Consider the following 13,810-nt stretch of genomic DNA (forward strand, 5'->3'; position numbering starts at 1 on the left):
TATGAGAAAAAAACTGTTGTTCGTTATACCTAGCCTTTCCGCAGGCGGAGCTGAACGAAGTTTAGTTAATCTACTTACTCAAATTGACTTTGAAAATTATGATGTGGACTTATTTATGTTTAATCATGAAGGTATTTTTATGGATATGATACCAAGTGATGTTGAATTGCTTCCTTTACCAGAAAATTATAAAAGTTTTGTCATGCCTTTGTGGGATGCGGTATCGTATTTTTTACGCTCCAAAAAGGCAGCTTTAGCCTATAGCAGAATTATGTTTAGCTACAGAAACAGAGTATCACACAGCGTCAGTATCAGAGAGCAAAACAGTTGGAAATACATTGCTCAGTCAATGGATAAAATCGATAAGCAATATGATGTGGCAATTGGATTTTTAGAGAAATCATCTACTTATTTTTGCATGGAGAAAGTGAATGCTACTACAAAAATAGGATGGGTACATAATGATTATGACAAATTGGGGATGAATCCCTATTTCGATTTGGACTATTTTCAAAAACTAGATTATATCGTTACGGTTTCTGAAGAATGCGGCAATATTTTGAAAAAAAGATTTCCAAATCAGAACCACAAGATTAACGTCATTCATAATATCGTATCCCCAATAATCATTAATAAACTAGCCGAGATAGATACACATGATATTTATAATCGTAAAAATAATGAATCGATCATTCTTTCAATTGGAAGACTTCACCCTCAAAAAGGGTTTGAACTAGCAATTCAAAGCTGCAGGCTGCTTGTGGATCAAGGTTTCCATTTCCAATGGCATATTATTGGAGAAGGTGAAGAGCGGCAGAAGCTTACCGAGCTCATTGCAGCAGAAGGCTTGGAACAAACCATAAAGCTAATTGGATTGAGATCAAATCCGTATCCCTATATTAAGCAGGCAGATATTTACGCTCAGACGTCGTGGTTTGAAGGCAAAGCAATCGCAATTGATGAAGCGAAAATTTTGAAAAAACCCATATTAATTACTAACTTTAGTACAGCAAGGGATCAGATTAAGGATGGGATTGAAGGAATGATCGTAGATTTGAATGCGGAAGCTATCGCCGCGGGGTTGGCAAAGCTTATTCAGGAAAAAGAAACAAGAAATCGAATGACGGAGTATTTGTCACAACTACAATTGGGAACAGAGGAAGAGATCCATAAATTATATAAACTTCTCTGATAGGTGGATTAACCGTGAAAAAAAATCTTTTGTTTGTTATGAATAATTTGAATTGCGGCGGTGCAGAGAAATCACTCCTATCCTTATTACAAACCATTGACTTTTCTAGATACAATGTTGATTTGTATCTATTTAAGCGAGAAGGTATCTTCTTAAACAAACTGCCTGCTTCGGTCCATGTATTGGAGGAACCTTCATTATATCGCTATTTTGATATGTCGATAAAAAAAGCAGTTTTGAATTGCTTGAAGCGCGGCAAAATTAGCTTAGCTTTTTCAAGGGTAAGTGCAGGGTATATTTTTCAGACAGAAAAAAACCCAGCTAGGAGAGAACAAAGGGCATGGAAGTATCTTTCAAAATCATTGCCTATTCTTGATAAAAAATATGATGCAGCCATCGGATTTTTAGAGAAGAACCCTGTTTATTTCAGCATTGAGAAGGTCAATGCGGCCGTTAAGCTTGGTTTTATCCACAATGATTATGACAAGCTGCAGATGGACCCGGTTATCGACAATAAATACTTTGAACAGCTGGATCATATCGTTACGGTATCGGATATATGCGGTGAGGTGCTGGAACAAAGATTTCCGCAGTTTAAGCATAAAGTAAAGGTGATTGAAAACATTGTGTCTCCGTCCTTAATTCATAAGATGTCAAAAGAGATCAATTTTTTATTCAAAGCTAAGGATACGAGCATTATTGTTTCAGTTGGAAGATTGAATGATCAAAAGGGCTTTGATATGGCGATCAATGCATGTAAAAGGTTAATTGAAACAGGACATAACGTTAATTGGTACGTGATTGGAGAAGGAGAGCTTCGAAGTCAGTTGGAGCAGCAAATTGAAAAAAATGGGCTGCAAGAGCATTTTTATTTATTAGGCTTAAAGGAAAATCCTTATCCGTACATTAGACAAGCGGATATTTACGTTCAGTCCTCTCGTTTTGAAGGGAAATCGATTGCCATTGATGAAGCGAAAATATTGTGCAAGCCAATCGTATTAACGAATTTTAGTACAGCAAAGGATCAGATCCAACATAATCATAATGGGATCATTGTTGATATGAATGCTGAGGCTGTATTTGAAGGGGTTAAAAAGCTGATAGAGGATGAAAGCTTAAGAAACGCGTTAAGCAAGCAGTTGTCTAGTGAAAGCTTAGGGACGGAGTCGGAAATTGAGAAGCTATACGCCCTAATCTAAGGCGTATGAAGGAGAGATTAGGATGATTGAAGCGTTTTTCGCGGTTTTCATCTTAGCAATACTTGCTATTGTAGCGCTGGATGTATTGCCAATAAGCAGGGATTGGCTAGGCAGAATTCATATTGGAAGATATAAAAACAAAGAGGAATGGAATCAATCCATAACGCAAATGGGCGTTAAATGGCTTAATCATACACCGAAAATTAAAGTAACGGATAATACGCGACTTGTTGCTATCGATATGCTCAAAGGAAACTATACAAAAAGTGTGATTCAACATTGGCAGGAAGCTTCGCTATTGCTTGGGTTAGCAGAAAGTCTGAAACATGCTGAGAGTAGAGAGCTCAGAAAAGGCGTTGAACAATTTTTGAAATCGAAGTTTGATGGGCAAGGACAGTGGTTAGTGAAACCCAATTATGTAGATTCGGCTATTCTTACGTATGCCGTGATGAAGTTCGAAGGCAATGAAAGTGATCGATTTAAGCTTGCTTATGACAGTACCTGGGAGCTCATTCAATCGCATATAGGCGAGGATGGTACGGTTCAGTATCGGAAGTTTATGAAGGATTATCGTTATGTAGATACTATCGGTTTTATTTGTCCCTTTCTAGTTGCTTATGGAATTCGCTATAGCAAGCCAGAATGTGTCCAGCTGGCAGTAAAGCAACTGGAGCAATATGATCGCTGCGGCATGCTGGAGAATCATTACATTCCAAGCCATGCTTACCACACCAATAATACGATGCCGCTTGGTCTGTACGGATGGGGCAGGGGCCTTGGATGGCTTGCGATAGGATTAATCGATGCATGGCGTGAGCTGCCTGATGATCATGAATCAAAGCCTGTATTGGAGAGCTTCGTGAAAAAATTCGCTCATACTATCCTTTCTTTCCAAAGGCCGGAAGGCAATTGGAACTGGACGGTCACTCGCCGTGAAACGAGACCTGATTCTTCTACAACTGCGACTTTGGGATGGTTTCTACTACAAGCTGCAGGAATTGAAGAGCTTGCTGATGATTGTTCACAAGGAGCGGAACGTGCCGTTCATTATCTCATGAAGGTGACTCGCAGGAGCGGAGCTGTAGATTTTTCGCAGGGTGACACGAAAGACATCGGTGTTTATTCCATGCTATTCAACATCCTGCCTTTTACACAGGGCTTTTGTATTCGTATGATTAACCACTATAGCAACTCCAAGGTGATGTAACAATGGTTATAAAAATAGTGAATTTTTTGAGAGCAAGAACTAAGAAATGGCTGTTAGAAGAAACCTGGTTGGATGATTATGTGAAAATGGGAATGAAAGTTGGTGAAAATTGTTCCATTCAGCCTCATGTAATATTCGACCATTCCCATTGTTGGCTAATTAGTATTGGAAATAATGTAACAATTGCACCACATGCCTATCTTTTAGCACATGATGCTAGCAGTAAGCGACTAACGGGCTATACAAGAATTGGAACTATTATTATTGAAGATGATGTCTTTATAGGAGCAAGAGCAATTATTATGCCAGGAGTATCGATTGGAAAAGGTTCAATAGTAGCAGCAGGCAGCGTCGTAACCAAATCCGTACAAAAAGATACAATTGTTGCTGGTAACCCAGCTAAGCCTATCGGAACTGTTACAAACTACATAGATAAAACTAAATCACTTTTAGTAACATCTATAAATTATGATGAAACGAATACAGTTAATGGAGGTATATCTAACGAAAATAAAAATCAGATGTATAAGGACTTAGTGAATAATAAAGGCTATATCAGATAGGAGAATAAGATGAGAGTCAAAAGCTCTTTACTGAACGTATCAGCGGGAATAGGCAATCAAATTATTATTACCGCATTAAGCTTGATTTCAAGAACGGTGTTTATCAATAGTCTTGGAATTGAATATTTAGGGATTAATGGTCTTTTCACAAGCATACTTGCCATGCTGACATTAGCAGAAGCTGGGATTGGCTCTAGTATTGTTTATAACTTATATAAGCCGGTTGCAGACAATAATCAGCGCAAAATACTTGCTTTAATGCAGTTATACAAAAAAGCATATTTATTTATCGCTGGCTTTATTATGGTACTTGGATTAGCACTTATGCCTTTTCTTGATCTATTCATAAAAGATACCAATATCGAGCATATCAGTTTTATCTACTTCCTATTTCTTATTAATACGGTAGCCCCTTATTTATTTGTTTATAAAAACTCTTTCTTAAATGTAAACCAGAAAAATTATATTGTAACAGCTGTTTTCTCCGTATCGGCCATCATATCTACCAGTATGAAAATCGGAATATTATATTACACAGAAAATTATCTTCTATACCTTGCGATTGAAAGTGTTATCTCTATTATTACCTCCATTATACTCGCCGTTATGGTAGATAAAATGTATCCTTTTTTAAAGCAAAAAATAAAAAGCAAGCTAGACCCCGAAACCAAAGCTAACTTTATAAGAAACATGAAAGCTATCGTACTTCAAAATATAGGTAATTACTTTATTTTTGGTGTAGACAGCATCCTCATTTCCACTTTTGTCAGTCTTGCAGCTGTCGGCTTATACTCCAATTACAAAATGCTGATTGAGATTTGCCGCACTTTTTTAAATCAAGTATTTGCTAATATGTATCATAGCTTAGGTAATCTCGTCGCCAAAGAAAGCGCAGCAGCCATTTACCGAATATTTAAAGTGACGTTGCTTCTGAATTTTTGGCTCTATTCGCTCTTATCAATTGGACTCTATTTATTAGTTGAACCGCTCATAGCCGTATGGTTAGGAACAGAGTTTCAAATGACCAACATTGTATTACTGCTCTTAGTTTTGGCTTTCTATGAAAGAGGGATGCGCAATTCATTAACGGCCGTAAAAACGACTTCAGGAATATTTCATGAGGATCGCTTTACACCCCTATTCCAAGCAGTTATAAATCTTGGTATTTCTCTTGTTCTTGTTCATTACTGGGGTATAACGGGTATATTTATCGGCACGCTAATAAGCGCTATACTGGTGCCTTTCTGGTATACGCCTTTACTCGTATATAAGAAGGTGTTCCAGCAGCCAGTTCTTCTTTATTATAGAAGTTATTTTCTCTATACGGTTGTCGGTATAACTGCCTTTTTCTTAGCTAAAGGTGCGAATAGTCTAATGCCATCAAATTCATATATGTGGCTTATTCTAAAAGGGGTCATTTGTGTTGCGGTCGTAAATATTTGTTATATTGTTGTATTTCACAGAACAGATGAATTCAAATATCTACTTGGTATTTTAAAAGGTTTATTGCGTAAAATACCTGCTGTAAATACGCTTTATCAGAAATCTCTTAAAAGCGGAAGCAATATAGAGGTTGGCGGAAATAAGTAACCTTTCACTGACAACCACATACGTTGATAGTAAACGGAGGTGAAAGGTATGAATCAATATGGGTCTTATCGTATTGAACTAGATAGGTTCAGTATTAGTAATAATAGTTTGAACTCATCTGCGACGACGGATGGCATTAATGCCGCGCTGGTTTGGGCTAAATCGGAAGGATACACGCATGTCATACTTCCAAGAGGCCGATATACTGTCAAGTTAAACCCTAGCACTTCTGTTGCTATCAGGATGCAAAGCGGCATACATTTGGAATTAGAGGAAGGCTGTATTATTGAGTTGGAAGCTAATTCATCACCAGGATACGCGATCATTGAAATGAAAGGGATTACTGGGGCAAAGATATCCGGTGGCATGCTGGTAGGTGATAAGAAGAAGCATATCTATGAGATATATGTGAAATTTGTACGTGGCGGAGTTAATACTGATGGTTCCTTAAACAATGATCAAAGCTGGATACGGAGTGAGGTCATTGACCGATATGCCAATCCAGGGCTCCTCTCTAACTTTCGACTTTGGAGTATCAGCGGAGTTAATGCGACAGGCTTTTCGTTCTATCAATACAAAGACACGGTATCTAAAGCTACATTCGTAGGATCAAGGACTAATGGTTTATTTGCTCCAGCTAACACGGCAGGGAGAGGTTGGTTCCTCAATGAGGAGGGAGACGTAACAAAAAACAACAAAATGATATTCGCTATTAAGCCTACAACGCCCTTAACGGATCAACAAATATCCAGTATACAAGCTAAAGTCGATCACACCTTCTACACACATGAGAAAGGTTTAGGTATCGGTCTGTATGGCTCAAACCAAATTGATATTAGCGGTATAGAAATATCGAACTGCACGGGAGACGGTATTTTAACGGAATGGAAAGAATATTTATTAGATCCAGCTCAATATACGCAAGAGCAGATGGGGCAATTCATTCGTATTCATGATTGTCATATTCATCATTGCAGGAGACAAGGAATTTCATTATGCGCTTCAAATGATACACATGTTTTTCGTAATAAAATTCATGATATTGGCTTTGATGATGACGGAGTTACTACGAATTTCCGCAACGGCACCGCTCCGATGTTTGGTATTGATATTGAATCCATGTATAGCGAAACAAATATTCCTATTAAAACCCCCGAACGTCCAAAAGGTATTGAGATGAATTACCGCATTCGTATTTCTGATAACTATATTTATAACAATGTAAGAGGTCACATTATTAATGCGGACGGTACGGATGTCACTATCGAAAATAATACGTTTGAGGGTTATAACGTTGGCGGAGTATCATCAAATCCAAGTTTCCGTAGTGTTAAGTTTTTGAATAACACCTTTACTTCTTGTGAACTCACTGTACAAGGTGATCAATTCGTCAATGGAGGTGTTTTCAATAAAGCGAACTTAAAACTATTGGATGTAAGAGGTGCGGTTGTTCAAAACTGTATGATTAAAGATGGAATGGTATATGGATCTAATGTATACGGATATTTTGGAACACCGATCACAAATGTAGCAGCAAGCACCTTCACCTTCGCTGCACCCCACGGGATGGGCAACGGCGCTCAGGTTGTTTTTGAGCAATGGGTGGGTCAGATTCCATCGGGAGTAAGTGTAGATAAACTTTACTACACGGTCAATATGACAGCTAACAGCTTTCAAGTGTCTGAATCACTTGGAGGAACACCAGTTGTTATTAAAGACGGTGGTCAACCAGGATTCAATATAAGTCGTTTCAACTATGGGAGATGTTATCTCTCCAATATTACAATCGAAAGAGATTGGAAACCTGATAATGTTTCTCCATCTGGCTTTAATCTTCTTAGTGCCGGTGCTGTGATAGAAAATATTAAATTGAAAAACTATGATTTTTCAGTCTTAGTTCCTCAAGATTACGCAGGCAGACCTAATACAGTTAGAGGCTTAACGTTAGTTGAAGGATCAGCGCGTTTTGAGGGTAGTCATGTTAGCAACGCAGAGTTTATGCGAGCTAAATCTACGGTAATGGGAGCCATGGATATCCAGCTGGGCTCGACTCAAGTTGGCTTCAATCGACAAGTTACATTAAGGAACTCATTATTCCAAAACTTGGGCGTTTTTATGGATGGCAATAGTCTTTTAACAGGATGCACATTCCTTAATGCATCAATTGGAAGAGCTGATAATACAAAAAAAGCAATAGTTGCTCAGTCCTATTTAGAAAACACAAAGGTTAATTTCTATTGGCTCACGATTAATCAATCGGCTACACTCGTGAAAAATGTATTTAAAGGGGTCGCTATTAAAGGTACCAGTCCTTATTTAAGTCTCATTGACAATACGGATCTTGGTAACTCATAAGATTAACATTGAAAATTTATCCTTGTGGTTACCTTAAGCTGCAAGGATTTCATTTATATTATTGTTCTTTATTGAGAACTAAAGTGCACTTTATAAAATGCGAAAGACGAGGGGATATGGATATGGCGATACTAATAACAGGCGGGGCGGGTTATATCGGTAGTCATACATGTGTGGAATTGCTTGAAGCGGGTTATGAGGTAGTAATCGTTGATAATTTATCTAACAGCAGTGAATTATCTCTAAACCGTGTGGCTGAGATTACAAACAAATCCTTTACCTTTTACAAAATGGATCTACTAGATCGAGCCCAGCTAAATCTAGTATTTACGAAGCATGCAATTGATGCGGTCATCCATTTTGCTGGTCTTAAGGCTGTTGGAGAATCCGTCCGGCTGCCCCTGTCCTATTACCATACGAACATTATGAGCACGTTAGTGCTATGTGAGGTTATGAAGGAGCATAACGTACATAAGTTGGTATTCAGCTCATCTGCTACCGTATATGGACTAACGGATCAAGTACCCATTGCAGAAGATTCACCTTTGGGTGCAACGAACCCCTATGGGCGTACTAAGCTCATGCTTGAGCAAATCCTGCAGGATTTAGCAGCGTCAGATAAGAAATGGGGAATTTCGATTTTACGTTATTTCAATCCTATAGGTGCTCATAAGAGTGGGCGAATTGGAGAGAATCCTAGCGGCATACCAAATAATTTAATGCCTTATATTTCTCAGGTAGCTGTTGGAAAGCTTGGTTTGGTTAACGTGTTTGGCGATGATTATGAGACAGTAGACGGAACTGGCGTGAGGGATTATATCCATGTTGTTGACTTAGCGAAAGGCCATTTGAAGGCGCTGGAGCGGTTGATGCATACTTCAGATGTACATATTTATAATTTAGGAACAGGTCGCGGTTATAGCGTCCTGGAGATGATTACAGCCTTTGAGAAGGTATCTGGTCAAAAGGTACCCTATCAGATCATAGAAAGAAGAACTGGCGATATAGGATTATGTTATGCAGACACGGCCAAAGCAAATGAGCAATTGAATTGGTATGCATCACGAGGAATAGAAGAAATGTGTAAGGATACTTGGCGTTGGCAAAGTATGAATCCGAATGGCTTTGAGGAAGAAATAGAGCATGCACCTCAAATTTACTCTGTTAAATAGCGGGTTTAAATGGAGAATTTTAAATAGGATTGGAGGGCTGCGAAATGAGTCAGGTAAGCATCGTTGTACCTATTTATAATGCGGGTTCAAAGCTACACAAGTGCATCAGATCTATTCTTAGCCAAAGCTTCAATGAGTTTGAATTGATATTAGTAAATGATGGCTCAACAGATAGCAGCTTAAAGGTATGTATGTTCTATGCAGAAAAAGACAAGCGGATAACGGTTATTAATAAAAGCAATGAAGGAAGCATTGCGACTAGAAATAAAGGGATTCAAGCAGCTCAATCCAATTACATTATGTTTGTTGACGCTGATGATTGGATTGATAAGCATATGATTGAGTTATTATATAACGAAACAATAGCAAACGATGCTGACATAACCGTATGTAACATAAATAAAGTGATAGGCAGCGGGTTATTGTTTAAAAAGAAGGTAAACAGCAATAGCTATTTTGAGAATGATAAAATGTACGATGAAGTGACGATAAGGAGTGAACTGGTCAAAGCCTATTTGCATGGACACCCATTTCCTGCGTCTCTGTATGCAAAGTTATATAAGAGAGAGCTGCTCATTCATTCTGGCGAGTATGTAAAAAGAATCAAGTATCTGGGTGATGATCTCTTTTATAATATAGAAGTTTTTTTGAAGGCGAAAAAAGTAAAAGTAATCAATAAGTATTTGTATTACTACAGAGCTGGCGGATTTACGACGAAATATATGCCGTATTTGTTTGAGGATATGGTTAATGGCTATCTCATACAAAAAGAGGTAATTGAAAAACACTATCAAGACAGCACGGAAGAGCAATATTATGGCATTAGCATAATGCTGCTCAACACATTTAAAACTTGTTTGTTAAATTTATTTAACAGCCCATTAAGCGATATGGATAAGAGAGAGACTATTGCTAGATACGTTTGTGATCGTAATGTCATTGAATGTCTGGATATTGAAGGATCGGAAGCTTATTTTGGAAGTGACTACTTAAATGCTATACGAAACAAAAATATAGATTATTTATTTGGTCTAGGAAAGAAAATTCATCTAAAAAGAGTCCCAAGAAGCTATGCGGTTAAATTAATTTCAAAAGTCCTATAAATAAGCCCAAGATCGAGTGTTATTCATTTTTTCGACAAAAATTGTAAAAATAACTTATTTATGTGAGACATGAACCGACAGCATGCGCAAAATGAGTGTTTTATAATATGAAGAGTGAGTGACAGGCATGGGAGACGAAGAAATACGTTTAGTATCTGGGCACCTTAAACGTATGGAGTCAGTGGTGCAACCGTCCCAAAATGAATGGGGGACTTTTATATGATACATACACAGTTGGATAATCAGGAATTAGACTCTGAATGGGTAGCTTTAATAATGAACGCCAAAACGAAGGGTTTTAGCAAAGACGATATACGAAAAGTGCTTCTACTCCTTAAAGATAGCTCTAACGGCGACGAGCAAGCAGAAACAGCCGTATAAGGAAAAAGCGCTAATCGCGCTTTATTTTCCATTTATTAAATTCTAGAAATTCTTTGAATTGATCTTTACTTACGCCAGAAGCCATAGCTTCTCTAACTAAATCAGTCCATTCATTATCAAGATGGGTGGACTTGGAATCCGTATTTTCATCATTATTCAAAAAATCTTCAACCGTAACATTTAAAACGTTTCCAACTTTTTCAAGAAACTGTATTGAAGGATTTTGTTGAAGACCACGTTCTATAGAACTTAAATAAGATTTCGCTACGCCTGCCCTCTGAGAAAGCTCAGTGAGGGATAGGCCTTTTCTTTTGCGCAACATTTGAATGCGTTCTCCGATCATAACAAACTCCTCCGTTACCTCATCGTTGTAGATTACCCCTATTATAGCGAATAATTCTTAATAACGAAAGCCGTCAACGAACATACATAAAAAAAAGATCAATCGGAATTGATCTTTTTATGCGCTAATTTCAGATTGATGCTGTAGCAGATTTCCAAATAAACTAGTAGGATCCCCAGCGAGCTTGAAGAATTCCCCGCTTTCAACTAGTTTTCCCTGATCCAATACAAGCACCTGATCAGCATTTCGAATGGTTGATAAACGATGCGCAACGACTATAATGGTCATTTTACCTTTTAAGCGATCTATGGCTTCTTGTATGTTTTTCTCGTTCTCACTGTCCAAAGCGCTTGTTGCTTCATCTAGCACAAGAATAGAGGGCTTGCGTATTACTGCTCGAGCAAGCACTATGCGTTGACGTTCTCCCCCGGATAATCGAATTCCTCGATCCCCAATTGTTGTATCCAACCCCTTAGGCAGCTTTCTTACAAAGTCTGCAGAGGATGCAAATTCTAAAGCCTCCCAGAGCTCCTCTTCTGTTGCATTAGGCTTAACCATCAGTAGGTTCTCCCGTATTGTTTCATTGAATAAGAAAGGATCCTGAGCTACATAGCTAATCGATTTCCGGTAAGACATCAGGTTCTGACTCGTGACGGGCTTACCGTCAATTAGAATTATGCCAGAATCAGGTTGCATCAGGCCCATTATAAGATCTATGAGTGTGCTTTTTCCGGCACCGGAAGGACCAGCAATGGCAGTCATCTTATTGGATGGTATATGTACGCTAATGTTGTGCAGAGTGAGGGATGTTTCTTCCTGGTTATAGCGAAAAGATACATTTTGACACTCAATGCCATGCTGAATTTGTATCGGTTCATGAGTTGCTTCCTCAGGCAGTAATTTTTCCCATGAATCATCACACTGCTGCTGAAGATCCATTAAAGCTTTACAAGCAGGAATCATCGAAGCTAAGCTTTCCAGATTGGATTGTATACTTGTAAATCTAGGCCACAAGCGAGCAAAAATAATAGTAATGGTCAACAATTGAATGCCTTGTGTTTGAAAAAGCTTAAATGAAACTATAATGAATGAGGCGATAATGAGAGAGGACGATATTTTGTACAACAGCTGTGAATTCATTCTTAGTCTAATATAGGATAGCTGCTCTTGCATCATTCCGGCTGTTAAACCCGTTAGCCAATTCAATCTGGAATACTCTAAGTTATTGCTTTTAATATCTTTAATCCCATTTAATTGATCTGTAATTCCTGCAAGATAGCTCTGAGCTAGCTGAGAAGTCTGATTCCCCAAAAACTTTGATTTTTTTATAAATTGTCTGGAGAAGATGGCCAACACGATACCGCAACCCAACACGAATAGGGTCAAATTCGGAGACAGCCAAAAGGCAAAGCCGATTTGGATTAAAGTGAAGATGAGCGAGGTTATGAGCTGAAGAAAAAGATTGATAGAACCAATGACGCGGGCAAGCTCTATGGTTAACAAATTTATTAAATCTGAAGTTCGCTTTTTTAAGAAAAAGGGCCAATTAGCTTGTAGGAGAGAACTATAGGTATCAAATCGCAGTTTGCGGCTAAAATGCTGCTGAATGGCAACGTTTCGAATGGTTACGTTCCGCTGAATAAGGTTTTGTCCAATCACAGTAACGATATAAATAGCTAAAATAATGATTAGGCTGAGTGTCAAAGGGAGGCTCTTCATATAATCAGCCAGCCAAAAGAAGCTGCTGCCCCCTATATCCATGCTTACAATACCTATTAGACTCAATAAAGGAATTAGTAAAATGATACCAATGCTTTCAAGGAAGCTCGAAACTACCATACCGAACATGTTCAAATATAGTGTTGAGCCAGAAAAGGTATGTAATCTTTTTATATAATGTAAAATGTATTCCATTTGTCTCTCCCCTGTGTCAGACCCAAACAGGCAGCAATTATACAAAGACGAGGTTAGAGGTCTAGCATGCCTTATTTGCGAATTTTTCTACGATAATGAAACGATTCATGACATCTGCTCCGGTCAGATAAATGGGGCCGCTGCGAAGCCAAGCATGTGCAATTAAAGCGCCATTATCATCTTTGGCTGTACCTAAGTAAAGTGTGCAGTCAATGCTGCGTCTCTCGAGCATCTTCATACCTGCGATCGCTTTGACCAAACATTTGCTGTCCCAGAAAGTATGCCGGCTTACAACCTCAAGCGCACTGGAAATATGCTTTATTTGTACGATATTGGTCGTCATATGTTGAAGTGATGTTTCTTCTGTTTTTTGGCCAAGTGACGGAGCTATTTTGGCAAAGGGGCGACGAAGAAGAATACGTGCCCAGCCCAAGAAAAAAAATGCCTCACAAAATAATAGGAATGTTTGGCGATTAAGAGCCAGCAGCAATCGAATTCTCTTTAGTAACAAGAATCAGACCCTCTTTCCTCAGATGTTCCAGAAAAGATATAACCTGCTGCTCGCATTCTGCAAGTGTTACATCATATTCGGAAAGGAGCAGTTCGACAATTTGCTGTCCGGTAATAGGTCTTTCCAGACAATCCCAAATGCGGCCGCCAATACTGCCTAGATTATAATATTTTCCATTTCGAACGCTGAGCATCACTTTCTCGCCATCCATGTCGCTTACAATGTTTTGCTCACAAGACGTAATATACTCATTTAGATCAATGGTTTGAGTTTCTAGCAT

Annotated in this window: 13 protein-coding genes and 1 riboswitch; of the genes, 9 read left to right on the forward strand and 4 right to left on the reverse strand. The window is 38.4% G+C overall.

Annotated features, from left to right (window positions below; all coding sequences use genetic code 11):
• The first annotated feature begins 1 nt into the window (after position 1).
• From AC0YOD_RS18415 to AC0YOD_RS18455, 9 genes are all read left to right on the forward strand, one after another.
• Positions 2-1,192: a glycosyltransferase gene (locus AC0YOD_RS18415; RefSeq protein ID WP_475800784.1), complete on the forward strand. Its 1,191-nt coding sequence runs from the start codon at positions 2-4 to the stop codon at positions 1,190-1,192.
• Between the two features lie 14 nt (positions 1,193-1,206).
• Positions 1,207-2,391: a glycosyltransferase gene (locus AC0YOD_RS18420; RefSeq protein ID WP_475800785.1), complete on the forward strand. Its 1,185-nt coding sequence runs from the start codon at positions 1,207-1,209 to the stop codon at positions 2,389-2,391.
• A 22-nt stretch (positions 2,392-2,413) separates the two neighbouring features.
• The gene (locus AC0YOD_RS18425; protein WP_475800786.1) at positions 2,414-3,598 is read left to right on the forward strand and encodes a glycoside hydrolase family 88 protein; all 1,185 of its coding nucleotides are present in this window, start codon (positions 2,414-2,416) and stop codon (positions 3,596-3,598) included.
• Between the two features lie 2 nt (positions 3,599-3,600).
• Entirely contained in the window at positions 3,601-4,161 is a 561-nt protein-coding gene (locus tag AC0YOD_RS18430; protein WP_475800787.1) for an acyltransferase, read from the forward strand.
• Positions 4,162-4,170: 9 nt separating this feature from the next.
• A complete protein-coding gene (locus tag AC0YOD_RS18435) occupies positions 4,171-5,751 on the forward strand; it encodes a lipopolysaccharide biosynthesis protein (protein WP_475800788.1) in 1,581 nt (526 codons plus the stop codon).
• Between the two features lie 48 nt (positions 5,752-5,799).
• Positions 5,800-8,106 carry a right-handed parallel beta-helix repeat-containing protein gene (locus AC0YOD_RS18440; protein WP_475800789.1) on the forward strand — a complete coding sequence of 769 codons (2,307 nt, stop codon included), beginning with the start codon at positions 5,800-5,802 and terminating at the stop codon, positions 8,104-8,106.
• Between the two features lie 122 nt (positions 8,107-8,228).
• On the forward strand, positions 8,229-9,278 hold the full coding sequence (gene galE / locus AC0YOD_RS18445) for a UDP-glucose 4-epimerase GalE (protein ID WP_475800790.1): 1,050 nt from the start codon (positions 8,229-8,231) through the stop codon (positions 9,276-9,278).
• Between the two features lie 44 nt (positions 9,279-9,322).
• Positions 9,323-10,381 carry a glycosyltransferase family 2 protein gene (locus tag AC0YOD_RS18450; protein WP_475800791.1) on the forward strand — a complete coding sequence of 353 codons (1,059 nt, stop codon included), beginning with the start codon at positions 9,323-9,325 and terminating at the stop codon, positions 10,379-10,381.
• Between the two features lie 121 nt (positions 10,382-10,502).
• Positions 10,503-10,585, forward strand: a riboswitch (cyclic di-GMP riboswitch).
• Between the two features lie 15 nt (positions 10,586-10,600).
• Entirely contained in the window at positions 10,601-10,762 is a 162-nt protein-coding gene (locus AC0YOD_RS18455; RefSeq protein ID WP_475800792.1) for a hypothetical protein, read from the forward strand.
• A gap of 10 nt (positions 10,763-10,772) precedes the next feature.
• Here AC0YOD_RS18455 and AC0YOD_RS18460 read toward each other — a convergent pair whose 3' ends face one another.
• From AC0YOD_RS18460 to AC0YOD_RS18475, 4 genes are all read right to left on the reverse strand, one after another.
• Positions 10,773-11,105: a helix-turn-helix domain-containing protein gene (locus tag AC0YOD_RS18460; protein WP_475800793.1), complete on the reverse strand. Its 333-nt coding sequence runs from the start codon at positions 11,103-11,105 to the stop codon at positions 10,773-10,775.
• 117 nt (positions 11,106-11,222) lie between these two features.
• Positions 11,223-13,019: an ABC transporter ATP-binding protein gene (locus tag AC0YOD_RS18465; RefSeq protein WP_475800794.1), complete on the reverse strand. Its 1,797-nt coding sequence runs from the start codon at positions 13,017-13,019 to the stop codon at positions 11,223-11,225.
• A gap of 61 nt (positions 13,020-13,080) precedes the next feature.
• On the reverse strand, positions 13,081-13,530 hold the full coding sequence (locus tag AC0YOD_RS18470) for a lasso peptide biosynthesis B2 protein (protein ID WP_475800795.1): 450 nt from the start codon (positions 13,528-13,530) through the stop codon (positions 13,081-13,083).
• Positions 13,493-13,810: a lasso peptide biosynthesis PqqD family chaperone gene (locus tag AC0YOD_RS18475; RefSeq protein WP_475800796.1), complete on the reverse strand. Its 318-nt coding sequence runs from the start codon at positions 13,808-13,810 to the stop codon at positions 13,493-13,495. The genes AC0YOD_RS18470 and AC0YOD_RS18475 overlap by 38 nt, the downstream gene beginning before the upstream one ends.

This window comes from Paenibacillus sp. J31P13, assembly GCF_056269295.1.